The 24,051-nt window shown below is 68.7% G+C and carries 22 protein-coding genes; 11 read left to right on the top strand and 11 right to left on the bottom strand.

Annotated elements, in window-relative coordinates:
* Positions 1-14 precede the first annotated feature (14 nt).
* Positions 15-1,439, top strand: a complete 1,425-nt coding sequence (locus AB0H43_RS01035; RefSeq protein ID WP_359994530.1) for a glycosyltransferase 87 family protein — start codon at positions 15-17, stop codon at positions 1,437-1,439.
* A 44-nt stretch (positions 1,440-1,483) separates the two neighbouring features.
* Positions 1,484-3,859, top strand: coding sequence for a transglycosylase domain-containing protein (locus AB0H43_RS01030; protein ID WP_359994528.1), 2,376 nt, complete (start codon positions 1,484-1,486; stop codon positions 3,857-3,859).
* A gap of 43 nt (positions 3,860-3,902) precedes the next feature.
* Here AB0H43_RS01030 and AB0H43_RS01025 read toward each other — a convergent pair whose 3' ends face one another.
* Together AB0H43_RS01025 and AB0H43_RS01020 are read right to left on the bottom strand one after the other, a co-directional pair.
* Positions 3,903-5,840 (bottom strand): hypothetical protein, encoded by a 1,938-nt coding sequence (locus AB0H43_RS01025; RefSeq protein ID WP_359994525.1) that lies wholly within the window; start codon positions 5,838-5,840, stop codon positions 3,903-3,905.
* Between the two features lie 17 nt (positions 5,841-5,857).
* Positions 5,858-6,634 (bottom strand): deoxyribonuclease IV, encoded by a 777-nt coding sequence (locus AB0H43_RS01020; protein ID WP_359994524.1) that lies wholly within the window; start codon positions 6,632-6,634, stop codon positions 5,858-5,860.
* Between the two features lie 187 nt (positions 6,635-6,821).
* Between AB0H43_RS01020 and AB0H43_RS01015 the strand changes: the two genes are divergently transcribed.
* The 5 genes from AB0H43_RS01015 (at position 6,822) to rplI (ending at position 9,493) form a co-directional block, all read left to right on the top strand.
* Positions 6,822-7,589 (top strand): hypothetical protein, encoded by a 768-nt coding sequence (locus AB0H43_RS01015; protein WP_359994521.1) that lies wholly within the window; start codon positions 6,822-6,824, stop codon positions 7,587-7,589.
* Between the two features lie 277 nt (positions 7,590-7,866).
* Entirely contained in the window at positions 7,867-8,157 is a 291-nt protein-coding gene (gene rpsF, locus AB0H43_RS01010) for a 30S ribosomal protein S6 (protein WP_359994518.1), read from the top strand.
* 98 nt (positions 8,158-8,255) lie between these two features.
* Entirely contained in the window at positions 8,256-8,765 is a 510-nt protein-coding gene (locus AB0H43_RS01005) for a single-stranded DNA-binding protein (protein WP_359994515.1), read from the top strand.
* Positions 8,766-8,786: 21 nt separating this feature from the next.
* Positions 8,787-9,026, top strand: coding sequence for a 30S ribosomal protein S18 (gene rpsR / locus AB0H43_RS01000; protein WP_027342873.1), 240 nt, complete (start codon positions 8,787-8,789; stop codon positions 9,024-9,026).
* Positions 9,027-9,040: 14 nt separating this feature from the next.
* Positions 9,041-9,493: a 50S ribosomal protein L9 gene (rplI, locus tag AB0H43_RS00995; protein ID WP_359994513.1), complete on the top strand. Its 453-nt coding sequence runs from the start codon at positions 9,041-9,043 to the stop codon at positions 9,491-9,493.
* Between the two features lie 50 nt (positions 9,494-9,543).
* On the opposite strand, the gene AB0H43_RS00990 is transcribed toward rplI, so the two are convergent.
* Positions 9,544-11,031, bottom strand: a complete 1,488-nt coding sequence (locus AB0H43_RS00990; protein WP_359994510.1) for a von Willebrand factor type A domain-containing protein — start codon at positions 11,029-11,031, stop codon at positions 9,544-9,546.
* 510 nt (positions 11,032-11,541) lie between these two features.
* On the opposite strand from AB0H43_RS00990, the gene dnaB reads away from it, so the two are divergent.
* The gene (dnaB, locus tag AB0H43_RS00985) at positions 11,542-12,930 is read left to right on the top strand and encodes a replicative DNA helicase (RefSeq protein ID WP_359995705.1); all 1,389 of its coding nucleotides are present in this window, start codon (positions 11,542-11,544) and stop codon (positions 12,928-12,930) included.
* Here the strand turns inward: dnaB and AB0H43_RS00980 are convergent.
* The 8 genes from AB0H43_RS00980 to AB0H43_RS00945 all read right to left on the bottom strand — a co-directional run bounded on the left by AB0H43_RS00980 (position 12,875) and on the right by AB0H43_RS00945 (position 22,424).
* Positions 12,875-14,125, bottom strand: coding sequence for a glycosyltransferase 87 family protein (locus AB0H43_RS00980; protein WP_359994507.1), 1,251 nt, complete (start codon positions 14,123-14,125; stop codon positions 12,875-12,877). The genes dnaB and AB0H43_RS00980 overlap by 56 nt on opposite strands.
* A gap of 83 nt (positions 14,126-14,208) precedes the next feature.
* Complete coding sequence (locus AB0H43_RS00975; protein ID WP_359994504.1) at positions 14,209-16,722, bottom strand: bifunctional diguanylate cyclase/phosphodiesterase; 2,514 nt, start codon at positions 16,720-16,722, stop codon at positions 14,209-14,211.
* A gap of 344 nt (positions 16,723-17,066) precedes the next feature.
* Positions 17,067-17,483 carry a molybdenum cofactor biosynthesis protein MoaE gene (locus AB0H43_RS00970; protein WP_359994501.1) on the bottom strand — a complete coding sequence of 139 codons (417 nt, stop codon included), beginning with the start codon at positions 17,481-17,483 and terminating at the stop codon, positions 17,067-17,069.
* Complete coding sequence (locus tag AB0H43_RS00965; protein ID WP_359994498.1) at positions 17,480-18,658, bottom strand: molybdopterin molybdotransferase MoeA; 1,179 nt, start codon at positions 18,656-18,658, stop codon at positions 17,480-17,482. The genes AB0H43_RS00970 and AB0H43_RS00965 overlap by 4 nt, the downstream gene beginning before the upstream one ends.
* Positions 18,655-19,611 (bottom strand): bifunctional molybdenum cofactor biosynthesis protein MoaC/MoaB, encoded by a 957-nt coding sequence (moaCB, locus tag AB0H43_RS00960; protein WP_359994495.1) that lies wholly within the window; start codon positions 19,609-19,611, stop codon positions 18,655-18,657. Before moaCB ends, AB0H43_RS00965 begins: the two co-directional genes overlap by 4 nt.
* Positions 19,612-19,642: 31 nt before the next feature.
* Positions 19,643-21,169 carry a glycosyltransferase 87 family protein gene (locus AB0H43_RS00955; protein ID WP_359994492.1) on the bottom strand — a complete coding sequence of 509 codons (1,527 nt, stop codon included), beginning with the start codon at positions 21,167-21,169 and terminating at the stop codon, positions 19,643-19,645.
* A 207-nt stretch (positions 21,170-21,376) separates the two neighbouring features.
* Entirely contained in the window at positions 21,377-21,844 is a 468-nt protein-coding gene (locus AB0H43_RS00950) for a DoxX family protein (RefSeq protein WP_359994489.1), read from the bottom strand.
* A 193-nt stretch (positions 21,845-22,037) separates the two neighbouring features.
* Positions 22,038-22,424 carry a hypothetical protein gene (locus AB0H43_RS00945; RefSeq protein WP_359994486.1) on the bottom strand — a complete coding sequence of 129 codons (387 nt, stop codon included), beginning with the start codon at positions 22,422-22,424 and terminating at the stop codon, positions 22,038-22,040.
* A gap of 51 nt (positions 22,425-22,475) precedes the next feature.
* On the opposite strand from AB0H43_RS00945, the gene AB0H43_RS00940 reads away from it, so the two are divergent.
* From AB0H43_RS00940 to AB0H43_RS00930, 3 genes are all read left to right on the top strand, one after another.
* Positions 22,476-23,201: an A24 family peptidase gene (locus AB0H43_RS00940; RefSeq protein WP_359994483.1), complete on the top strand. Its 726-nt coding sequence runs from the start codon at positions 22,476-22,478 to the stop codon at positions 23,199-23,201.
* A gap of 440 nt (positions 23,202-23,641) precedes the next feature.
* Positions 23,642-23,827, top strand: coding sequence for a Flp family type IVb pilin (locus AB0H43_RS00935; protein ID WP_359994480.1), 186 nt, complete (start codon positions 23,642-23,644; stop codon positions 23,825-23,827).
* Complete coding sequence (locus AB0H43_RS00930; RefSeq protein ID WP_359994477.1) at positions 23,797-24,021, top strand: Flp family type IVb pilin; 225 nt, start codon at positions 23,797-23,799, stop codon at positions 24,019-24,021. Before AB0H43_RS00935 ends, AB0H43_RS00930 begins: the two co-directional genes overlap by 31 nt.
* The last annotated feature ends 30 nt before the right edge of the window (positions 24,022-24,051 follow it).

The following is a 24,051-nucleotide window of genomic DNA, read 5'->3' as shown; positions in this document are numbered from 1 at the left end:
GAAGGACGGTAGCCGTGCAGGCTGAGGTGGGTCAGGACCGGGACGACCGGGATCGTCCGGCGTCCCCGCGCATCGACGCGCCGTCGCGCTCCGACGGCTTCGTCGGCGGTCTCGCCGAACTGATCGGCGGTCGGCTGGGCGAGCATGCTCCGGTCGCGCGGCGGTCGGTCAAGTTCGTCTCGCTGATCGTGCTGGCCCTGACCTGCCTCACGCTCGCGCTGCACTTCGTCCAGAAGTCTCCGTGCCGCGACGGCGCGTGGACGGATTACAAGCAGTACACCAACTTCTGTTACACCGATGTCCTCGCGCTCTACTACGCCGAGGGGCTGAGCGACGGTCAGGTTCCCTACGTCGATCACGCCGTCGAGTACCCCGTCCTCACCGGCGTGATGATGGGCGTCATCGGCCTGCCGGTGCACGCGTACGGGCAGACCCACCCGGACTTCAACCAGGGCCAGGCGTTCTACGACATCACCGCTCTGGTGCTGTTCCTGTTCGCGCTCGGCACCGTCGCGATGATGCTCGCGATCCGCCGGACAAGACCCTGGGACGTCGCGATGTTCGCGCTGTCGCCAGCGCTGCTCGTGACAGCCACGGTGAACTGGGACTTCCTGGCCATCGTCCTCGCGGTCGGCGGCTTGTACGCCTGGAGCCGCAAATGGCCCGGCTATTGGGCGCCGGCGTTGACCGGCGTTCTCCTGGGGCTCGGCACCGCCGCGAAGTTGTGGCCCGGCTTCCTGTTCGTCGGGTTGCTTGCGCTCGCGCTGCGGACCTGGCGCTGGGCGCCGCTCTTCGTCGCGGCCGGGACGGCCGCGACGACGTGGCTGGCCGTGAACGTGCCGGTGATGGTGCTGAACTTCGACAACTGGCGCCGGTTCATCGACCTCAACAACGAGCGTGGCGTCGACTGGGGCGTCCTTTACTACATCGGCCGATACGTCGACGCCAAGTTCTGGAGCGGCGGCGAGGGTGACTCCGGACTGTTCCAGTGGCTGTCCCGGGACGAGAACCGCAGTCTGCTGAACGGGATCAGCCTCGCCTTGTTCGCCGTGGCCTGCCTGGGGATCATCTATCTGGCCATGCGGGCTCCGGTGCCGCCCCGGCTGACCCAACTCGCCTTCCTCACCGTCGCCGCGTTCCTGCTCTTCAACAAGGTGTGGTCGCAGCAGTTCACGCTGTGGCTGTTGCCGCTGGCGATCTTGGCCCGCCCGCGCTGGGGAGCCTTCCTCGCCTGGCAGGTGGCCGAAGTGGCGTACTTCCTGACGTTCTACGGCGAGCTCCTAGGAGCGTCCGGAAAGTCCGTGATGCCGGAAGGTGTGTTCATCTTCGCCTCGATCGCCCGCTGGGTGACCGTCGCTGTGCTGTGTGGCCTGGTCATCCGGGAGATCCGGAACCCTCGGCTCGACGTCGTCCGGCAGTCGGATCCGTTGACGGTCTGAGCCCAGACCTGCGTTATCGCCGTTGAACGCTTACCTTGTTGGGCATGAGTTCGTACGGTGACCACCCCTCCGGCGATGGCCGGGCCACGGTCAACGGGCCCGGCCAAGGCCGGCACCGTCAGGGTCGCGTCGACGACGACGATTACGTGCGCGGGATGCGGGATCGATACGCCGCTGCCGAAGCGCCGCCGGCCGGGCGAGCCCGGGTGCCGCTCCGTGAGGGTGCGCCTACCGAGCCGGGACCCCAACGCCCGGCCGCGGCCGGGCGCCGGCCGTTCCCCGGGCTGGACTTCCTCAAGCGACTCGGCAAGAGCCGTAAGCGCAAGGCGCTGACGATCGCGTTCGCGGCCTTCATCATCCTGTTCGGCAGCACCACCATCGTTGTGACCTACTTCGTGGACAACGTCGAGATGCTGGACCCGAAGAACCTGGCCAACGCGCAGGTCACCAAGATCTTCGCCGACGACGGCAAGACGCAGCTCGCCCAGTTGGGCACCGAGAACCGGGAAACCATCCCGATGAGCATCCTCCCGGACCCGGTCAAGCACGCCTTGATCGCCGGGGAGGACAAGGACTTCTACAACCACCACGGCGTGTCGATCAGCGGCATCGTCCGGGCCGCCTGGAACAACATCACCGGTGGTGACACTCAGGGCGCGTCGACCATCACGCAGCAATACGTGAAGATCGCGACGCAGGACGTCGAGATGTCGATCTTCCGGAAGGCGCGGGAAGCGGTGCTCGCCCGCAAACTGGAAGACAAGTACGACAAGGAGACGATCCTCGGGTTCTACCTGAACAACGTCTATTTCGGCCGGGGCGCGATCGGCGTGCAGGTGGCTGCTCGGACGTACTTCAACAAGAACGCCAAGGATCTGACGGTCGCGGAGGCGGCTGTCCTCGGCGCGGTGGTCCGGCAGCCGGAGGAGACGGCCACCTTCGCGGGGTACGACCCACAGCTGAATCCGCAGGCGGCCCAGGACCGGTGGGCGTACGTGCTGAACAACATGAAGGACGCGGACTGGCTGAGCGACGCCGATCGCGCCGCACAGCAATATCCGAAGACGATCCTGCCGATCCGGAAGGACGCCGGCAACGCGCAGTGGGGACTCAAGGGTGTCGGCCAGACCGGCCTGGTCACCGGCAACGTCGTCAACTACATCGCGGAGGAGCTGAAGGCGGCGCCGTACAGCATCGCCGACTTGAAGACCGGCGGCTACCGGATCACCACCACCATCGACTCCAAAGCGCAGGCGGCCGCCGAGAGCGCGGCGCGCCGGGGCGCGCCGGGATCGCTCATGACCGGCCAGAAGGCCAACGTGATGGCGGCCCTCGTCGCGATCGAGCCCAAGACCGGCCGGGTCCTGGCGTACTACGGCGGCGACGACGCGACCGGACATGACTATGCCGGGAAGAACATCGAGAACGGCCAGCTCACGGGCGGACACCCGGCGGGTTCGTCGTTCAAGATCTACACCTTGGCGGCCGCGCTCCAAGACGGCTACTCGCTGGACTCCCACTTCGATCCGGCCGCGTTCAAGGACGGCGACTTCGAGATCGAGAACGCCGGCCGTGACGTCGACGAGTCCTGTGGGAACTACTGCACCCTCGAGTGGGCCACGGTGCACTCCTACAACGTGCCGTTCTACAAGGTCACCAAGCTCATGGGAGTGGACAAGGTCGTCGCGATGGCGAAGTCGGCCGGCATCGGCACCATGTGGAACACCGGCGACGGCAAGGCGTACGACCTGACGAGCAAGACCTTCAAGCAGACCGACAACGCGCCCTTCTACTACCACGCCGGCTTCGGGCAGTACCCGATCACCGTCATCGACCACGCCAGCGGTGTGGCGACCTTCGCCAACCGCGGCCTGTACAACAAGCCGCACTTCGTGCTGAAGGTCGAGCGACCGATCGCGGGCACCGACAAGTTCCAGCTGGTCAACGGCGAGAAGCTCAGCCCGAAGCAGACGATCGACCAGGACGTCGCCGACGACGTGAACTACGTCCTGCAGAAGATTCCAGGCGCCGGCGGGCACACGCTCAGCGGCAGCCGTCCCGTCACGGGCAAGACCGGCACGTGGCAATGTCAGCAGACGAAGCACAACTGCCATGCGTGGTTCGTCGGCGCCACGAAGCAGATCGCCGCAGCTGTCTGGGTCGGCAACGTCGGCAAGGAACAGGCGGTCTACGAGAAGAGCGGCAAGGACGTCAGCGGCGCGGGACTGCCCGGCAACATCTGGGAGAAGTTCATGAACGCCGCGAGCAAGGGAATGAGCGAGCAGCGCTTCGCGGACAAGGCCGGTGTGGGTGATCCGACCAAGGGCGAACCGGGACTCCAGGAACCGCGGAAGCCGGGCAAGTGCAAGTGGATCTTCTTCTGCCCCACGACTGAGCCCACCCGGCGAGGGCGCGGCTGATGCTTTCGAGGTGGGACCGACCGATCGGTCCCACCTCGAAGCACTACGGAGTCAGGTGGAAGATGATGCCGTCGCCGAGGTCCTCACGCGTCAGGCCGAACTGCTGCCCGTCGGCGGTCAGCGCATTCTGCGGGACGTCGCCGTAACTCGGGTGCTTGAGGACCAGCACCTCGCGTACGCCGATCGCCTTCAGCGCGTCGACGCTGGCCTGGTCCGGGAAGTTCTCCATGAGCTTGCGAAGCTCGTCCTGGGACCGCGGGGTGAAACCACTGCCGCCGTTGACCATCCGGACGAAGCCGTCGGTCGACCAGAGCATCACGTTCTCGTCGTTGAGCTGGTTGCTCGGCAGGATCATGGCCGGCCCGGACAGCTGTGCCAGGGCAGCCGGTCGCTGCGGCACCGTCGGGAAGTCCATCCGTTGCAGGCCCTCCGCGAGGACTAGGACCATCGGAAGGAACATCGCCAGGGTCAGCACCACGTGGGGCCGGGCCGGCACGCGTTCCCGGGTCAGGTCGCGGGCACGGTCGCCGAAGGCACTGATCGCCCCGGCCGCCAGCAGCCCGACGAACAACGTCGTCCAGATGACGAGGCGGCCCGGCGTACGGATGGCGCTCCATCCGGGCAGGTGGTCGTAGAGGATTTCGTAGACCTTGCCGTCGAGGAACTGCGTCCCCATGGCCAGTCCGGCGCTGACGACCACGCCGAAGGCCAGCAGGACACGCTGCCACCATCGCCAGGTCGAGTAGACCAGGCCGGCGGCGGCCAAGCCGTACACGGCGAAGCCGATGAGCAGCGTCTTCTCGCCGCTGCCCCACTGACCGAACATCGTCTGCCGGGCGACCGCGTGGGCGTCACCCCACATCACGTCGGTGTCCGGGGCGGTGAAGAACCCGATGATCGGCGGTGAGTACCAGTTGACTTCCTCGATCGAGCGCTCGGCGTACGGGTGCAGCTCGAGGACCTTGAAGTAGGGAATCGCCATCAGGGCGCCCACCGCGGCGAAGATCAGCCCGCCGAGGGCGTCGGCGCCGAGCAGCTTCCAGCCGAACGGCTTGGGCTCGCTCCAGAAGAACAGCCGCGCCGACGCGTACGCGATGACGCCCACGACCGCGATGCCGGCCAGCACGTAGGCGAACGGCAGGCCGATGCCGAACCCGAGACTGATCTGCCATGCGGCGACGAGCCAGCCTGCCAGCGCCCAGCCGGGACGCCGGAACTCCGGCCGGTAGCCGTGGCGTAGCGAGTAGCCGTGGCCGCGGGCGAGCATGGCCAGGCAGAGCGCGATGCCACCGGACGACAGGACGTGCAGGTGACCGGCCTGCTCCCACCGCCACGGCGCGTACGCGAACGCGGCGCCGGCCACGGCCGCTCCCGGGATGCGCGACCCGAGCTGCCGCGCCAGGGCGTACGCGCCGAAGAACGCGAGCGCGAAGGCCAGCACGAAGACGATGTTGTAGCGGAGCAGTGCCGCGCCCGGCCCGGTGCCGAGGAGCCCGGCCGGGAAGTAGCCGAGGAGCGTGTCGGAGAACGCGTAGCTGTAGGGCTCGGGGTAGAAGGTGTTGGAGTCCCAGATGCCGAGCGGGTTGGTGGTGGCCGCGTGCCCGGCCCAAGCCATCTGCCAGGCCTGGAGCGTGGGGTCCCAGATGTCCTTGGGGATCGTGTAAAGCGGGTACTCGAGGGCGGGCCAGGTCATCGCGGCGGCGATGACCAGCGACGCGAGGGCGGCGAGGGTCCACTCGTGGACCAGCGCCCGGCCGAGGCCGACCGCCATCCGGCGGAGCCGCCCCGGTGGACGGACCGCCTCGGGCGCGAACTTCCCGAACGGATCCGTCTCCGGCTTGTCCTCCGTAGCAGTCGCGTCGGCTGCTTTGCCGTCGGCGGTCTTCTCTGCCGTGGGCTGGGCCTCCGTCGGGCGATCAGACGCCTCTGTCGCAGGGGTGTCCTCGGCGGGCTGGTCACTCATCGTGGTCGGCTCCGTCATCCTCGTAGCACCGTTCCCTAGTCGGTCAGCTCGGACCGCAAGTACGCGATGTCGCCGGACTGGCCTTCGGCCCCGCCCGGGGTCTCCACCACCGCGGGCGCCCCGCTCGCCCGGATGGCCGCCACGACGAGTTTCGGATCGATCATCCCGGATTGGAGGTTGTCGTGGCGGTCGCGACCGGAGTCGAATCCGTCCCGGGAGCCGTTGGCGTGGATGAGGTCGATCCGGCCGGTGATGGCCATCACGCGGTCCACGATGTCGATCAGATCCTCCCCGCCGGCGTGCGCGTGGCAGGTGTCCAGGCAGAACCCGACACCGAACTCGCCGACGGCGTCCCAGAGCCGGGCCAGCGCGTCGAACCGGCGGGCACAGGCCTTGTCGCCGCTGGCGGTGTTCTCGATGAGCACCGGAGTGGCGAAACCGCCCTGTTCGGCGGCGTACGCGAAGGTCTTGCGCCAGTTCTCGAAGCCGGTGGCGAGGTCGTCGTCCTTGAGCATGTGTCCACCATGGACGATCAGCCCGCTGGCGCCGACCGTCGCCGCCGCGTTGGCATGGCTCAGCAGGAGTTTGCGGCTCGGGATCCGGATGCGGTTGTTCGTCGTGGCGACGTTGACGACATACGGCGCGTGGATGAAGACCTGCACGTCGGAGGCCTTGATCTGGTCGGCGTCCGCGCGGGGGGCCGGATCCTTCCAGCCCTGCGGGTCGGCCAGGAAGAACTGCACGACCTCCGCGCCGCGGGCGTGGGCCTCGGCCAACGGGTCGCCGGGATCGACGTGGGCACCGATACGCATGCCGGAGAGCGTAGTCCCTCACCCTGACGAAGGACGGATGCGCACGCGTCACCGTCCGCGCACTTATCCGTTGGACCCACCGGATTCCTCCGAAGTCCATGTGACCGGGTACCTGTCCGTCGACCGCCCGCGAAAAGGGCCGTCCGCCCGTCGCACCCCCGCGGGGGCACACCGTCTGGGAGTTCGAATGAAGATGTCCGTTTGTCGGGCTTTGGCCGGATTCGGTCTCGGCGCGCTGTTGGGTGTGCCGTTGGCGGCTCAGCCGGCGCTGGCCGAGCCGGAGGCCGGTACGCAGGTCGAGTTCAACGGGGGCGGGCTGGGCCTGCTGCTGTGCGGTTCGAAGCCGGACCGCCCGGCCGTGACGATCAAGTCCGAGCAGAAGGTCGTCTTCGTCAACAACCTCGGCCAGGGCGCGACCCTGCAGATCGACGGGGAGAACGGCGGCCCGATCAGCGACGGCCAGGCCGTCGAGGTGCAGTTCCACAAGGGGCCGGTGGCCATCGCGATGGTCCCGGACTGCCTGCTCAACCTGGGCGGGAACGGGTCGTACGAGCCCGTCACGGTGAACGTAAACGCCTCGTCGCCGACCAGTGGCGGCAACTCCACCGGCGCGCCGCGGGTCGTCAAGACGCGTACGCCGAAGCCGAAGCCCTCGGGGACCCCCGTCCCCTCGGCGAGCGCGTCCTCGAGTGAGGATGGTCCGTTGTTCCCTCTGGAGCCCGATCCGAGTGGCAGCGTCGCTGTCGGCGGAGATAGCTTGGAACCGGGGTCGACGGTGGTCACGCCGGGTGGAGAGTCCGTTATCCAGGACACTGCGCTGGCGAGCGACACGCCGAAAGACAAGGGACCAATCGGACTTCTCGCCATTATTGCTACAGTGTGTGTCGTAGGCGTCACGGTTGGGGCAATCCGCGCTATTGTTAGCCAGCGCGCAACCCGGACTGAGTTCGCCTAAGACGCAAACCACGGCGTATGATGTGGTTATAACAGGCTCCGCGAGGCGCCTTTCATCCAACCTCGTCGGTGTGGTCGTTCCTCCCCAGGTCCCACCCAGCAGAACTGGATGAGAGCGCGCCTCGCGGCTCTTTTGGCCCTGATGCCCCTACCCGGTATCCTGGTCAGGTTCTTTCGACTCGCCGTGGGTGAAGGCACCCACGGCGGTCGCTTGAACGACGCACGACCTCCTGCCACGGAAGGACCGTGGCCGCTAGCCCAGAGGAGGTGAGCACGTCTTGCGTCATTACGAGATCATGGTGATCCTCGACCCGTCTCTCGAGGAGCGCACCGTCGCCCCGTCGCTCGACACGTACCTCAACGTGATCCGGACGTCGGGTGGTTCGGTGGAGAAGCTCGACGTCTGGGGCCGCCGGCGCCTGTCGTTCGAGATCAACAAGAAGGCCGAAGGCATCTACGCCGTCATCGACCTGCAGGCTGAGCCTGCGGCCGTGGCCGAACTGGACCGTCAGCTGCGACTCAACGAGTCCGTGCTGCGTACCAAGGTCATCCGGCCGGAAGTTCGCTGACGCGCGAGCACAAGGCACGCCCGACCCGCTTTCGCGCAGCTGTCGTACGGCTGTGACAACCTGTGCGTCAGAACTAGCGAATGCCTGAGGAGTAGGTCATGGCTGGAGAAACCACCATCACGGTCATCGGTAACCTCACCAATGACCCAGAGTTGCGCTTCACCCCGTCTGGCGCTGCGGTCGCCAAGTTCAGCGTCGCCTCGACGCCGCGGACGCTCGACCGGGCTTCCGGTGAGTGGAAGGACGGCGAGCCGCTGTTCCTGAACTGCTCGGTGTGGCGGCAGGTGGCGGAGAACGTCGCCGAGTCGCTGCAGCGGGGCAGCCGCGTCATCGTGTCCGGCCGGCTGCGTCAGCGGTCGTACGAGACGCGTGAGGGCGAGAAGCGCACCGTCATCGAGCTGGAAGTCGACGAGATCGGTCCCTCGCTGCGCTACGCGACGGCGAAGGTTCAGAAGATGTCGCGGTCCAACGGTGGCGGTGGTGGCGGCTTCGGCGGTGGCGGTGGCAACAGCGGTGGCGGCGGCGGTTTCGCCGACGACCCGTGGGCCACGGCTGCTCCCGCCGGCGGCGGTTCGGGTGGCAACTTCGACGACGAGCCACCTTTCTAAAGATCACTGGAGCACTGAGCAATGGCTAAGGCTGCCGCTCTTCGCAAGCCGAAGAAGAAGGTGAACCCGCTCGAGAAGGAGGGGGTCACCTACATCGACTACAAGGACACCGCGCTGCTGCGCAAGTTCATCTCGGACCGCGGCAAGATCCGCGCCCGCCGGGTGACGGGTGTGACCACCCAGCAGCAGCGTCAGATCGCCCGTGCGGTCAAGAACGCCCGCGAGATGGCGCTCCTGCCGTACACGAGCACCGGACGCTGAGAGGAGGCACCCCTATGAAGATCATTCTGACTCAGGAGGTGCCGGGTCTCGGCACGCCGGGCGACATCGTCGAGGTCAAGGACGGCTACGGCCGTAACTACCTGCTGCCGCAGGGCTTCGCGATCGCCTGGACCAAGGGCGCCGAGAAGCAGGTCGCCACGATCAAGCGGGCGCGCGACGCCCGGGAGATCCGCGACCTCGACCACGCCAAGGAGATCAAGGCCCAGCTCGAAGGGCTGTCCGTCAAGCTCGGCGCGCGCGCCGGCGACGGCGGCCGTCTCTTCGGCTCGGTCACCGCGGGTGAGGTCGTCGTCGCGGTCAAGGCCGCGGGCGGCCCCAGCCTCGACCGCCGCCGGGTGGAGCTGCCGAGCGTCATCAAGTCGCTCGGGGCCTACAACGTGCAGGTCAAGCTGCACCCCGACGTCGTCGCCAAGTTCTCCGTGAACGTGGTTCCGGCCGCCAAGTAAGGCACTCGACAGGGCCGGCGCGAGCTTCGCGCCGGCCCTGTCGCGTACGGTCAGCCGCGCAGTCGGCCCGCCGTCCGGATCGCCTCGGTGAGCTCGGCGACCTTCGGGTCGCGCAACTCCTCCTGGGCGTCGGCGGCGATCTGCCCCAACTGGTCCAGCTGCACCTCGGCGGCGTACGAGGAGGACTTGAGCGCCTCCGCGAAGAAGGCGGCGGCATAAGCGACGCGCAGATGCGGGTCCGCCGACCGGAAACCGCCCGCGAGATCGGTCACCACGATCGACTCGTACGCCTCGGAGGCCGCCCGGGAAACGGGATCCTGCCAGCGTACGCGGACGTCGGCGACCTTGGCCGACGACCGGACCTCCGGCCGTAGCCGCACTATGTAGAGCGCCGTGACGGAGTGACCGGGCCCGACCTCGCCGCCGTCGACACGGTCGTCGCGGAAGGCCGACGCGTCCAGCAGACGATCGTCATACCCCACGAGCCGGTACGCCTCGACGACCGACTCGTCGAAGGTGACCTGCGCCTTCGCGTCCAACGCCCGGACCGACAGGTTCGCCGGCAGCCGGTGCACGAAGACATCCCGGGCCTGGTTCCGATCGGCGACGTAGACGGCGAAACCATCGCCCTGGTCGGCCAGCTTCTCCATCAGCTCGTCGCCGTAACTGCTGCCCACGCCGACGCCGAGCAGCGAGATCTCCTTGTCGGCCTCCGCCTTCACCCGGCGCAGGATCGGCGAAGACTCGGTGTTGCCCACATTGGCCAGCCCGTCGGAGAGCAGGATCACTCGGTTGGAGGAACCCTGCCGAAACCCGTCCCGTGCCACCTGATAGCCCGTGACCAGCCCGGACTCCAGGTTCGTCGACCCACCGGCACTCAGCGAGTCGATCGCCCGATCGAGATCCTCCACCTGCGACAGACGAGTCATCGGCAACACCATCTTCGCCCGCTCGTTGAACGTCACCAGCGCGACGGAGTCGGTGCGGCGGAGTTGGCGTACGAGATAGTGCAGCGCGTCCTGGACGAGATCGAGCCGACCGGGCTCGGCCATCGACCCGGAGACGTCGATCACGAAGGTCAACGCGACGTCCGGGCGGCTCTCCGAATCGTCGGCCCGAGTCTGCAGACCGACGCGCACGAGCCGGAGCCGGTCGCTGTACTGCGACCGATGCGTGGACGGCATCGCCGACCCGTCGACGTGCAGCGCGAACCCGTCGCCCTTGGGCTGCCCGTACTGCATGTCGAACGAGTTGACGAACTCCTCCGGCCGCACCGCCGACCGCTCCGGCCACCGGCCGTCGTGCAACTGCCGCACCGAGTACGCGTACGAGGCGGTGTCGACGTCGAGGGCGAAGGTCGACTGGGTCTGCTTGTCGACGGATGTCTCGCCGCCGGGGATGGACACCCCGGGTCCTTGACCGCCACTGTTGTTCGGCGCGTCCGACTCCGCGCTCTTGTCGCTCGCGCTGCACCCGGCGAGCGCCAGCAGCGCCACCAGGAAGGCCGCTCCGGCCGACCGGGTCATGAGCTTCGTCATGAGTTCTCCTGACCTAGAACATTCAGTTGCCGATCCGACCGCCCGGCGAACGGGCGCGCTCCCACCGTTGCCGGACCGCAATCGGACCGTGAACGTCGGTGACCGATTCGAGCCGAGCCCGTGACCGGCGGCCGGGAACCGATGGCCGACATCCGGCGTCCAGAGCGGATTCGGGCCGTCAAGATCGACACGCCGGACGAACTTTCTTCCACGCACAGCCTGTGATTTTCATCCGCCCAGCTCAGAGCCCATCTGTGGACAACAGGCCGCGTGTTATCCACAGGCTGTGCACAGGGTTACCCACAGGCTGAGGCGAGTTGTCCACAGGTTGTCCGCAGGTCTGTCCACCGGGGTGTTTGAGAATCCGGGCCAGGCTTCGTACCGTCAAGCCTCCGGCCTCGATAACACCCTGGGAACCGACGGCACACTTGTCGGACCCCGGTGGTATCCCTGGGGTTCGGTGGGGACGATCTAGCGTGCTTGGGGTGGGGTGCGGTGTCCGTCGGCGAGGTGCGCGACCAGGCGCGGTTCCCGGTCTCCGGGCAGCCGTCCGCCGACGGTCCCCCCGCCTACGAGCGCACTCCCCCGCAAGACGTCGCGGCCGAGCAGAGCGTCATCGGCGGCATGCTCCTCAGCAAGGACGCCATCGCCGACGTCGTCGAGATCCTCCGGTCGAGTGACTTCTATCGGCCGGCCCACGCCACCATCTTCGAGGCCGTGGTCGACCTGTTCGGCCGAGGCGAGCCCGCCGACGCCGTCACCGTCGCCGCCGCGCTCGACGGCCAGGGCGAGCTGACCCGCGTCGGCGGCGCGCCCTACCTGCACACCCTGCTCAACTCGGTGCCGACCGCGGCCAACGCCGCGTACTACGCCCGCATCGTCAGCGAACGCGCCATCCTCCGCCGCCTCGTCGAGGCGGGCACCAAGATCGTGCAGCTCGGCTACGGCACCAACAGCGGCGGCGGCCGCGACGTCGACGATATCGTCGACCTCGCCCAGCAGGCCGTCTACGACGTGACCGAGCGCCGGGTCAGCGAAGACTTCTCCATCCTCGCCGACCTCCTGCAGCCGACACTCGACGAAATCGAGGCGGTCGGCGCCCAGGGCGGCGTCATGGCCGGCGTGCCGACCGGATTCTCCGATCTGGACCGCCTGCTCAACGGACTGCACCCCGGCCAGTTGATCATCGTCGCTGGAAGACCTGGCTTGGGCAAGTCAACTGCTGGAATGGACTTCGCTCGCAACGCCGCCATCAGGCACAACATGGCCAGCGCAATCTTCTCCCTGGAAATGTCCAAGGTCGAGATCGTCACCCGTCTGCTCAGCGCCGAGGCGCGCGTACCGATGCATGTGCTGCGGTCCGGGCAGTTGTCCGACGACGACTGGACCAAGCTGGCACGGCGGATGGGCGAGATCAGCGAGGCGCCGATCTTCGTCGACGACACGCCCAACATGAACCTCATGGAGATCCGGGCCAAGGCGCGACGGCTCAAGCAGCGGCATGATCTGAAGCTGATCGTGGTCGACTATCTGCAGCTGATGACGTCGCCGAAGCGGACCGAGAGCCGTCAGCAGGAGGTCGCGGATCTCTCGCGTGGCTTGAAGCTGCTCGCCAAGGAGGTCGAGTGCCCGGTGATCGCGGTCAGTCAGCTGAACCGTGGTCCCGAACAGCGGACGGACAAGCGACCGCAGCTCTCTGACCTGCGCGAATCCGGCTCGATCGAACAGGATGCCGACGTCGTCATCCTTTTGCACCGCGACGACTACTACGACAAGGAGTCGCCGCGCGCGGGTGAGGCTGACTTCATCGTGGCCAAGCACCGTAACGGCCCGACCGACACCGTCACGGTAGCGGCGCAGCTGCACATGTCGCGCTTCGTCGATATGGCGGTGAGCTGAGCACCGGCGCCCACGCTGCCAGGGCTACCGGATACAGGAGGTAGCCGAACCGGGTCGCCGGCAGCAGCAGGATGGCCAGGAGTAGTCCGGTCGCGCTGATGAGCGCCGCTCTCGGCACGCTGGCCGGGGGCTGGCGGATGAGCGAAAGTGCGATCGCCGCCGCGGTCAGGAGTAGCAGCGCGATGGCGATCTGCCGCCCGTCCGGCAGGTACGCCGTCAGCAGTTGCCCGGGTAGTGGTGACGCCGCCGGACTGCGGACGAGGCCGTGGCCGAGCGGGAAGCGGATGACGTTCTCGACGACGGCCCGGCCGTTGATGAGCACTGTCGGCACCAGGACCAGCAGCGGTATGCCGGCCGCGCCGAGGGCGTACCGGGTGAGCGATCGGCGGTGGCGGACCAGGGCGACGAGGCCGAGGACGACGGCGACCGGCCAGGCGGTGAGTTTGAGGGCTCCGGCGCAGCCGATCGCCAGCCCGGCGGCGGCCCAGCGGTTGCGGCTGGCGAGGGCGCAGGCGAGGAGGGACAGGGCCAGGACGGGGACGTCGTCGCCGCCGGTGGCCAGGGTGAGGGCGGCGAGCGGCAGGATCGTGACCGCTTGGAGCGCCCGCAGCGGGGCCTCGGTTCCGAAGCGGGTGATGCCCTGGCGGTCGAGCAGCAGCCAGGCGGCGGCGACGGCGGCGCTGCTCAGCAGGGCCATTATGACTCGGGCGTCGGTCCACCAGGCGATGCCGCCGAGGGCGCGGGGCAATCCCGCGATGGCCATGCCGGGCTGATAGGGCAGGTAGTCGAGCAGGCGCAGGGGGCTCGGCACCGCAGCGATGGCGTCGCGATCCAGGTAGGGCGTTCCGGTGTGGAGCATTCGCGCCCCGGCCGCCTCGATGACGAGGACTTCCTCCTGGGCCCGGTCCAGTCGTCCGCCGGCTCGCTCGCGCGCCTGGAGGATCAGTGGGAGCAGGGCGGTCGCGCCCCAGGCCGCGGCGGTGAGCCAGGTCCGCGCACGGTGGCTGGTCAGGAGGAGAGCGATGCTCGCGGCGCCCAGGTAGCCCCAGATCGCGACGGCCGCCCACGCGCGGTGGGGGGCCAGGCTCGACCAATGCGAGGTGTACGCGCAGAAGAGCGCCGCGAGCGCGTACGCCGTCACATCGACGGGGCGCCCGATGCTGAGCACGCGGGTGCTGAGCCGCCGAACGAACACATCCGAAGTCTGCCCGGAAATCGCCACGAATTCGGGCGAATCACCGACTTAGTACATTCCCGACTCGACGTCGGTAGACTCCGTCACTCGTTGCTGGACCGAGGCCGCCGTCGCAACCCGAAATGCTCACCTGTCCGGGGTAGCCGGACGACGGGCGCTTGCCGGCCCTCCATCGCCTCGCCGAACGCGCTCTTGCCGAGCGAGGCGAGGAAACGCTGGTGGGACAACGGCCGGGCGAACAGGTGTCCCTGGCCGAGCCCGCATCCGAGGTTCCACAGCGTCTGGCGTTGGTCGACCCGTTCGATGCCTTCGGCGACCACGGCCAGTCCCAATGCGCGACCGAGTTCGATGGTCGACCGGACGACCGCCATCGCCTCCGCCGAGGCGTCCATGTCGGTGACGAAGCTGCGGTCGATCTTGAGTTCCCGGACCGGTACGCGAGCCAGCGCGCTCAGCGAGGAGAATCCGGTGCCGAAGTCGTCCAGGGCGATGGCCACACCGAGCCGGCCGAGCCCGGCGAGCACCTGGTCGACGATCTCCATCGAGGACAACGTGAGCGACTCGGTCAGTTCGAGGACCAGCGACTCCGACCTCATGCCGCGCTCGTCGAGCAACTGCTCCACCAGAGCGGGGAAGCGCCGGTCGAGCAGGCTGCGCGGGGAGATGTTGACCGCGACCGGGATCGGGTGACCGGCGGCGGCCCACGTCCCGGCCGCCTGCAGCGCCTGGTCGAGGATCGCCTCGGTGAACGCAGTCAGCTGCCCCGAGCGTTCGACCGCGTCGAGGAACCGGCGGGGATCGAGGTTGCCCCGATCGGGGTGATGCCACCGGGCCAGCGCCTCGGCCGAGACGATCTCGCCGGTCGCGAGGTCGACGATGGGCTGGAACTCCAAGGTGAACTCGCTGGCGGCGACGGCCCGGGAGATCTGGCCGCCCAGCTCCAGGCGATCCAGGTCGGTGATGTCGAGGCTGCGCGAGTAGGGCACGATGCGCTGGCCGGTCCGCTTGGCCTCGGTGAGGGCGAGGCTGGCGCGCCGCAACAATTCCGTCATGTCGCCGTCGGCGGGAGCGACCGCGAGTCCGGCCCGTGGAACGAGGGTGATCGGTACGCCGTCCACCTCGTACTCCTCGGCGACCTGCTGCAGGATGTCCCGTGACCGGTGCATCGCGAGCGCCGGCGTGGGCAGCGCGGTGAAGAGCACTGCGAACTCGTCGCCGTCCTGCCGGGCTACGATCGCGTCGGCGCCGGCCGTCGCGAGCATCCGCCGGCCGATCTCGACCAGGACGGCGTCGCCGGCGGTGTAGCCGAGGCCGTCGTTGATCTCCTTGAACTGCACCATGTCCAGGGTCAGCAGGGCGATCGCGCCGGTGGTCGGGCGGTGTTCCAGGGCCTGCTTGCCCTCCTCCACCAGGAACCGGCGGTTGGCGAGGCCGGTCAGGGGATCGTGCTGAGCCTCGTGCGCGTGCTGATCGGCGACGTTGATGAGCAGGCCGTACGCCGACGCGTTCCGGATCGCCGTGGCCAGCGACGCCGCGAAGGTACGCAGCAGGAACCCCTCCCGCTCGGGGAGGATGGTCGGGCGGGCGAAATACAACCGGAGTTCGCCGACGTCCTCGGTGTCGCGTTGACCCTCCAACGCCACCACGGTCGGTTCGCCTTCCGAGTCCGCGATGTCGGGCCGCTCCTCAAGGATGCCGGACGAGTCGCCGAACACATGCCGCACGTCGGCCGCCTGGCCCAGTTCGGCCGGGACTCGGAAGTCCACCTCGACCCAGGCCGCGCCGAACATGTTCACGCCGGTGTCGACGGCGGCGCGCAGGACCTTGTCGAGGTCGACTTCGTTGAGGGCGTCGGTCGCCCGGGCCAGGCGTTGCCAGGCCTCCCGCTCGGCCTGCTGCCGCAGCCGGTTCATGTGCATGAAGTGCAGGCTCAGGACGAGCGGTGGAATGGCGATGAGCAGCCGGGAGTCCCAGAGCAGGAGGACGAGCGCGGCGAGGGCGATGCCGAAGCGGATCACCGACAACGACAGATGGCGCTTGAGGCTCTCGCGGTACATCTGGAGGACCGGCATGCCCATGGAGATCGCGATCACCGGCACCGAGACCAGGTCGTCGATGACGATCATGGCGAGGAACGCGAGCCCCACCGTCTGAATCGGCGGGAAGTTCGCGAGCTGGCTGGTCGTGGTGAGCGTCTCGATGTCCGCCGACGCGAGGATGAGCCCCGCCGTGGTGGCCACGAGGGTTTCCTTGGCCACCGCGAAGATCGCCTTGATCGGCTCCCTCCGCTGGATGATCTTGGCCAGCGTCACGCTGACGGCCACCAAAACGATCAGCCAAGGGACCGGGAGGGCGACGGCGGCCACCAAGGTGGCGGCGTCGGTCCAGTGGACGAAGAAGTTTGAGCGGATGCGCAGCGTCAGCAGATTCGACAGTCCGATGAGGACCATCAGGGTCACCAGGGTCAGCCAGGCGAACGGACTGACCGGGCTGAGATGTGCGGCCGCGGTGAAGACGCTGATCGCCGCCAGAAACGACAGGAGACCGACGATCGGCCTGAGCCGCCAGTCGGTCTCGCGAGTCGGGGTGGGCGTCACGCTGGTCTCCGAATCCGATGCGGATGGGTGAGGCCAGCGTACTGAAAACAGGGGATCAGCCCCAGTCGAAGCCGCGCATGTTCTTCTTGGTCCGGAACATCGGGTTCACCTCCGCTATGAGTAACTGCTACTTCGCGTCGCTCTTGTCTTGCTGTTGAAGCGACTGTATTCTCCGGCAGTTCTCGGGAAAAGGGGTGAAGCCCAAATTAGGCAGGGATAGTCCGAAATATCACCATATGTGAGTTGATCATCACGCGCTGTGCATCTTTCATCGTGCAACGCGCGCCTCGGTACGCTCAACACGCGTAACTGTAATGACGCAGAGTAGTGACCGGTCGGTTGACCTACGGACAGTTGACCCACTCGTCCGAACCGTCAGTGAAGACCTGGTGCTTCCAGATGGGAAGCTTCTCCTTCACTCGGTCGACCAGCCGGGCGCACGCCGCGAACGCGGCGGCCCGATGCGCCGTGGCGACGGCGGCGGCCAGTGCCACGTCCCCGATCTCGAGCGGGCCGATCCGGTGGGACACCGCGACGGCGATGACCTCCGGATCCGCGGCGATCTCCTCGGCCACCTCGCGCAGGACGTCCTCAGCGGACGGATGGCCTTCGTAATCGAGTCGTACCACGGCTCTGCCATGGTCGTGATCGCGGACGACGCCGACGAAGGACACGACAGCGCCGGCCCGCGGATCGGCGACCGCCGCCTCGTGCTCGGCGATGCTCAACGGGCTGTCGCTCACGGCGATGAGCCTGATCACGGCAGCTCCACCAGCTCGACCTGGTCGCCACGGCGGCCGCTTTCCCCGGGCGGCACGACGGCGAAACCTGCGGACTGTGCCAATCCGCGGAGCATCGCGGAGCCCACATGAGACACCGGGTACGCCGGGCCGCCGGGATGGTCCTGGCGTACGAGGGCGAGGTGGGTGAAGTCGCCGCGTCCCGGAACGTCCTCGGCGAGCACGGCCTGCGCCGGGGCCGGGAACGGCCGCCCGGTCAGCCCGGCCAGCACCGGCACGACGAGGGACACCAACGCCACCAGCGCCGACTGCGGATTGCCCGGGAGGCCGGCCACGAACTGGCCGCCGGGCAGCTGCGCGACCAGCATCGGGAACCCGGGCCGGACGGCGACGGTGTTGACCACGTATTCCGCGCCGAGCTCGGTCAGGGCGCCGTGCAGGTAGTCGACCGGGCCGTGCATCGTCCCGCCGGTCGTGCAGATCAGGTCGTTGCCCGCGTCGACCGCGCGGCGGAGACCGTCCACATGCGCCGCCAACGTGTCGGGGACCCGGGTGAAGCCGTCGAGGTGGGCGCCGAGCCGCCGCAGCGCGGCGGGGAGCGAGGGGCCGAGCGCGTCGCGTACTCGCCCGTCGCCGGGCAGACCCGCGTCGAGCAGTTCGTCGCCGAACACCAGCAACGCCGCGCGCGGAGCCCGCCGGGTCAGCAACGTGTCGTACCCGCAGCTGGCGGCCAGCCCGACCACGCCCGGGGTGATCGGCGTACCGGCGGGCAGCAGCTCGTCACCCTGCGCGCACTCCTCCCCCGGCACGCGCCACTCGGGCTCGGCCTTCGGGGTCCCGCTCACGACGTCCTCGCGCAGCTCACCGTGCTCCAGGCGCAGGATCGAGGTCGAGCCGACCGGCACCATTGCGCCGGTCGCGATCTCCATCGCGGTGCCGTCCGTGGCCAGTTCCGGGGCACGCTGCCCGGCGAGCACCCGGCCCACCAAGCGCCACGGACCCTCGCCGCGCAGCACCCAGCCGTCGACGCTCGCGGTGGTGAAGGCCGGCAAAGGGGTACGCGCGACGAGCGGCTCGGCCAGCGTCAGCCCGTCGGCGTCGGCCAGGCCGACCTCGGCGACGGGGGCCGACCGGGCGGCGGCGCGGGCATAGACGGTACGCCGGGCGGATGCCCAGTCGACGGGAAGCGCAGTCACCCGTGGTCACCTCCCTGGATCTGGTCGACGGCATGGCGCAGCACCCGGCCGAGCACGGCTAGGCCGTCTTTGGCCCCACCGGTGGAGCCGGGCAGGTTCACCACGAGGGTCCGCCCGGCGACGCCGGCGATCCCCCGGGACAGTGCGGCCGTCGGCACCGCCGGATTGGTGCGTACGGCTTGGGCCAGCCCCGGGACCTCGCGGTCGACCAGCTCCCGGGTGATCTCCGGAGTGCGATCGGTCGGCGAGATGCCGGTGCCGCCGCTGGTCACGATGACGTCCGGCTGAGCGGCGAGGGCTTCGACGAGCGCCGTACGCAACGGCTCGCCGTCGGCCACGACGATGGGATCGGGCACCTGAGCGCCCAGCTCCCGGAGTCCGTCGGTGAGGATCGGGCCGCTGCGGTCGGCGTACACCCCGGTGGCGGCCCGTGTCGAGGCGACGACCACGGTCGCGGACACCCCGGCCAGCGGCTGCTCCCGGCTCCACAGCCCGGTCTTGCCGCCCTCCTTGCGCAGGACGCGGACGTTCTCGATGCTCGCGCCCGGATCCACGGCCTTGATCATGTCGATGAGCGCCAAGCCGGCCGTGGCGACACAGGTCAGCGCCTCCATCTCGACGCCCGTGCGGTCGGCGGTACGCACCGTGGCGGTGATCTCGACGCGGTCGTCTCCCGGAGTCAGCTCGACGGCGACGCCGTGAATCGCGATCGGATGGCACAGCGGGACCAGGTCCGGCGTACGCTTCGCGGCCATGATCCCGGCCAGCCGGGCGACCCCCAGCGCGTCGCCCTTCGGCAGACCGCCCTGGCTCAGCAGGGCCAGCACCTCCGGGGTCGTCCGCACGTGGCCCGCCGCGGTGGCGCTCCGGACCGAGATCTCCTTGGCGGAGACGTCGACCATGCGCGCCGACCCGGCGGCGTCCACGTGCGTCAACTGAGGCGGCTTGTCCACGTACTGAGCCTATCGGGCCGTCGGCCGGGCCTTATGCGTGGTCGTCGGCATGCGCCGGAACCGGCTCCTGGCGTACCCCTTCGACCTGAGCGGGACGGACCGCGAGCGTGACCGGCCGGCGAGACGTGGGCACCGCGAGCGTCTCGCCCGGGTAGACCGGTTCCGCGCCCGGACGCCACGGCAGCGCCGCGACCAGCACGATCAGCGCGATCGTGAACGAGTTCTCGGCGAGTACGCCGATCATCCCGTCGGCATAGTGCGAGACGGCCGGGAGCTGGTGCTCGTACGGCCAGATCGGCGAGACCAGGAACAGCACGAAGAGCCCGAGGGCGGCGGCCGCGTGCCGGAAGCCGACCATGGTCGGGAACCAGATGGGTTCGCGGAGCCGGGTCGTGACCAGGCCGGACGGGGAGAAGCCGTTGCGGCGTTTCATCCCGCGGCTGGCGGCGCGGCGGCGCAGCGCGGCGTCCCCGAGCACGACGATCGCCGGGATCACGAAGACCAGGTGGTGCGTCCACGAGATGGGGCTGACCACATTGGCGGTCAGGCCGATCAGAGTGAACGCGGTCAGCTCGTCGCCCTCGCCGTGCGCGTGCGTCGCCCGGGACAGCCCGACGACCAGGATGACCAGCGTAAACGTGATCCACAGCAGGGACGGCGCGGTGAACTGGTCGTAGAGGCGGGCCAGCAGCCCGGCCAACGACGCGTTCGGCGTCTGGTCAGCCTGACCGACCCGGTTCGTCTCGAAGATCACCCGAGTCCAGTACGCCACCGACTCCGTGCGGGCGAACAGGAAGCCGACGGCGGTGACGCCGACGAGCGTGCCGATCGCCGTCCACGCCGCCCGCCACTGCCGGCTGATCAGCAGGTAGACGATGAACAGCGCGGGCGTCAGCTTGATCGCGGCGGCCAGGCCGATGCCGACGCCGGCCCACTTGCCGCTCAGGAAGCGCCGCACGAGCGGCGAACGGCCGGAGGTGTCCTTCGGCCGGCTGATCCAGCGCAGCGCGACGAGGTCGGCGATGATCAAACCGAAGAGCAGGATGTTGACCTGGCCGTAGCCGAAGGTCTCCCGCATCGGTTCCAGCGCGGCCGCGATCGGCACCGCGAGCGCCACGGCGAACCAGCGGTGCTTCCAACCGCAGCGTTCGGCGATCGGGGCCAGCAACGCGGCCATGACCGCGGTCAGCACGAGCAGGCTGGCGCCCACGTTGACCCAGGCCGCGTCCAGCATGGGCAGGTAACCCATGGGCAGCATCACGAGCGCCGCGAACGGCGGATACGTGAAGCCGAGCGGCACGTCGGGGTCGAGGTAGTCGTACAGGCTTCCGCCGTCGGCCCAGAAGGCCACCGCGCCGTGATAGATCTTCAGATCGAAGAACACATACGGCCGTCCGAACTCTTGCACCGCGTACCAGGCCGCCACCCAGACGGCGGCGACGATGCCGAGTCGAACGAGCGTCCCCGTGACATGGCGCGCCGAAAGACTCCGGCGGTCCGGGATCAAGCTCCGGTGGCCCTGGAACAGGCGGAGGCGGTCGCGCAGGCCGGTAGGCATGGCGGCGGCTCTCCCGTCCGGTGATGGCACGTTCTTCCCAGGTCCGTAGAGCAGCCTAAAACCCCGAGCCACTCCCGTACCTCCCGCGTTATCAGCCTGTGTCCGATCCCACGCCGTTTAGCGACATTTCTAGCTGGTTAACGGGGCCTGGCCGGATAAGGTGATTCCCGCCACTCATCGATGGTTATGGCGGCCTTGTCGTGCCCCTCAGTCGTCGGACCTGCGGCTGTCCAAATAGTGCCGGACCCGCCAGCCGACGCTGGGCGACCCGGCGGTGTCGACCGCGGCCAACAGCAGGCCGCCGAAGATCGCCAGGTTCTTCGCGAACTGCACGACGTCCGTGTCGTACTGGGCCTTGGTCTGAGCCGCCCAGAACGGATGAGCGGCCACCGTCGTCGGGATCAACGTCCCGGCGAGCAGCGCCGCGGCCGGCCGAGGGGCGGTGCCCGAGGCCAGCAGGAGGCCGCCGGTCACCTGCGCGGCGCCGTTGACCCGGACGAGCGTCTCCGCACTGGCGGGAATGCGCTCGTCGACCTTGTTGAGCAGCGGCGTCACCCGGTCGGTCACCGGGCGAGCCCGCTGCACGAAGCGCTCCGGCCGCAAGACCGCCTTCGCGCCGGAGAAGATGAAGACTCCGCCCAGCAGGGCTCGGGCGATGCCGCGTACGGGTGCCATGGTGCTATCTTGCCCCAATTCGGGCAGTCGCGCGCGGCTTCTCGCCCTTGCCGGCTTGCGCTGTTCCGGCTGCTCGCTCGCGTTATCCGGGATAGCGCGGCTTTGCGTGACGCGGACACCGCGTTATGCCGGATAACGTGCCAAGCCCGTCCCCGGCGTTCGCGGCTTTCGTGGCGTCCAGCGCCGAGCGACGTCAGACCGGGCGGAGGCACAACACGAAGTCCAGCTCCGTGTCGAGTGGGCTGTCGTAGGAGTAGTTGTACTCGTACCCCTGAACCTGGGCGCAGACCCGATCCGCGTCGGTCACTCCCTCGAAGCGGGCGAGGACGGTATACGCCCCGGCGCCGCAGCTCACCAGACGCAGGACGGGCTCGGCCTCCGTCCCGTCGTTGATCAGACAGTCCCCCGCTCGGGCGAATCTCGCGCCGACCGCTCCGGCCGTGACGGCGTGCGTACCGGTGGCGGCGATCGGTGGGACCGCTTCGTCGTCCGGCGTCAGCGCCACCACCGCGAGCGCGCCCGCTCCCAGCGCCGCGAGAACCACCGCCACGATCATCAGCGGCCGGTTCGGTCCGTTCACGGCCGTTCCTCCTCCCTAGGCACGCCGTCGCGCAGACAGTATCGTGCCGCCGTGTCCTCCACCTCGGTCGCGCTGAGCGGGTTCGCCGGCGGCATCGTCGGTCTGCTCACCGCCTGGCCCGCGTACCGGTTCAGCGTCGCCTGGGGAGAGCCGCCGCTCGCCGCCTGCGCCACGTGCGGTTCCGGCATCACCACCTGGGTACGCCTGAAGCATCGGTGCGCCGGATGCGACACGGCATCGGCCGTCCATCCAGTGTGGACCGCCATCGCGGGCGCGACCGCCTTCGCCCTCCTCGCCTGGGCACTGCCGGCCTCGCTCCTGCTGCTCGCCTGCCTCTACGTGGCGGGCCTGGGCCTCCTGATGTCGGTGATCGACCTGAAGGTCCAACGGCTGCCCGATCCCCTCATGCTCACCACCTTCGTCGGCACCGCCGTGCTGCTCACGCTGCACGCTTTCAGCACCGGCACCTGGCCCGAGTACGCCAGGGGCTGGCTCGGCGGCGTGGCACTGCTCCTGGCGTACCTGGTCTTCGCGCTGCTACCCGGCGCTCCGATGGGACTCGGCGACGTCAAACTGGCGGGCGTACTGGGCTTGGTGCTCGGCTACTTCGGCTGGCCGGCCGTAGTGTTCGGCGCGATCCTGCCGTTCCTCGTGAACGGGCCGTTCGCAGTGATCGCCCTGATCCGCCGAGGCCGCAAAGCACGATCGCCGTTCGGCCCGGCATTGCTGATCGGCTGGCTCGTCGCCGTGGTCCTCGCCGCGTATCAGGCGTCCTGAGCCGACGGCTCGGCCGACCTCGCGTACCGGACGGAGACGCGACCTGACCGGTCGGGGAATCCCGGCCGCCCGAGACGGCTGCCGAACTGTCGTCCGTTTGCGCAGGTACGCCCATTTGTGGGAGCGCTGTCGTCAAGCCGACTCCGGCTCCGAACAAGGCCATACGAGACCCGCGGCGCCGCAGGGATTGCCCGTTTCCAGTGGTTTTGGTCGGCCGTAGGGAAACGTTTCCTCAGATGATCGGCCGATGTGACGTACGACACCGCGTCATCCGTTCCGTCTCCCCCCACTCGCTGTGCGGAGCCACGCCATAACGAGACGACTGACTGACGGAAGAGCCGGCGGAAGCGCAAGCTCCGTGGCAGTCGGCGCAAGCCGGTGAGATCTCCACAGTGACCGGTCGGGCCTCCCGAACCGGCGGTTCCAGGGGGTGCACCCGAATGAAGAAGCTCATCACCAAGCTCCAGTCTCGACGGGACGAGGGCGCGACCGCGGTCGAGTACGCGTTGATCGTGGCGTTGATCGCGGTTGTCCTGGCGGTTGGCGCATACGCCCTCGGCGGCGCGATCAACAGCCGGTTCAACAGCGTCAAGCAGTGCGTCGCCACCCCGGCGTCGAGCTGCTGAGCCGCGACATGAGCAAGCTCATCACCAAGCTCCAGTCACGGCGGGACGAGGGCGCGACCGCGGTCGAGTACGCGTTGATCGTGGCGTTGATCGCGGTTGTCCTGGCGGTTGGCGCGTACGCCCTCGGCGGCGCGATCAACAGCCGGTTCAACAGCGTCAAGGACTGCGTCACCAACGGCACGACGTCCTGCTGATCCGATTCCGGCAGGCATCAGCCAGCTGCT

The sequence above is a fragment of the Hamadaea sp. NPDC050747 genome (genome assembly GCF_040654195.1).
GTDB lineage: Bacteria > Actinomycetota > Actinomycetes > Mycobacteriales > Micromonosporaceae > Hamadaea.
The sequence above is the reverse complement of the archived record's forward strand: the minus strand, read 5'-3'. Positions and strand labels throughout refer to the sequence as shown.

What these genes read in the sequence shown, in the direction of transcription:
- AB0H43_RS01030 (WP_359994528.1), top strand. Translation starts at nt 1,484, where the DNA reads ATGAGTTCGTACGGTGACCACCCCTCCGGCGATGGCCGGGCCACGGTC.
- AB0H43_RS01025 (WP_359994525.1), bottom strand. Translation starts at nt 5,840, where the DNA reads ATGACGGAGCCGACCACGATGAGTGACCAGCCCGCCGAGGACACCCCT.
- AB0H43_RS01020 (WP_359994524.1), bottom strand. Translation starts at nt 6,634, where the DNA reads ATGCGTATCGGTGCCCACGTCGATCCCGGCGACCCGTTGGCCGAGGCC.
- AB0H43_RS01015 (WP_359994521.1), top strand. Translation starts at nt 6,822, where the DNA reads ATGAAGATGTCCGTTTGTCGGGCTTTGGCCGGATTCGGTCTCGGCGCG.
- AB0H43_RS01005 (WP_359994515.1), top strand. Translation starts at nt 8,256, where the DNA reads ATGGCTGGAGAAACCACCATCACGGTCATCGGTAACCTCACCAATGAC.
- rpsR (WP_027342873.1), top strand. Translation starts at nt 8,787, where the DNA reads ATGGCTAAGGCTGCCGCTCTTCGCAAGCCGAAGAAGAAGGTGAACCCG.
- rplI (WP_359994513.1), top strand. Translation starts at nt 9,041, where the DNA reads ATGAAGATCATTCTGACTCAGGAGGTGCCGGGTCTCGGCACGCCGGGC.
- AB0H43_RS00990 (WP_359994510.1), bottom strand. Translation starts at nt 11,031, where the DNA reads ATGACGAAGCTCATGACCCGGTCGGCCGGAGCGGCCTTCCTGGTGGCG.
- AB0H43_RS00955 (WP_359994492.1), bottom strand. Translation starts at nt 21,169, where the DNA reads ATGCCTACCGGCCTGCGCGACCGCCTCCGCCTGTTCCAGGGCCACCGG.
- AB0H43_RS00950 (WP_359994489.1), bottom strand. Translation starts at nt 21,844, where the DNA reads ATGGCACCCGTACGCGGCATCGCCCGAGCCCTGCTGGGCGGAGTCTTC.
- AB0H43_RS00935 (WP_359994480.1), top strand. Translation starts at nt 23,642, where the DNA reads ATGAAGAAGCTCATCACCAAGCTCCAGTCTCGACGGGACGAGGGCGCG.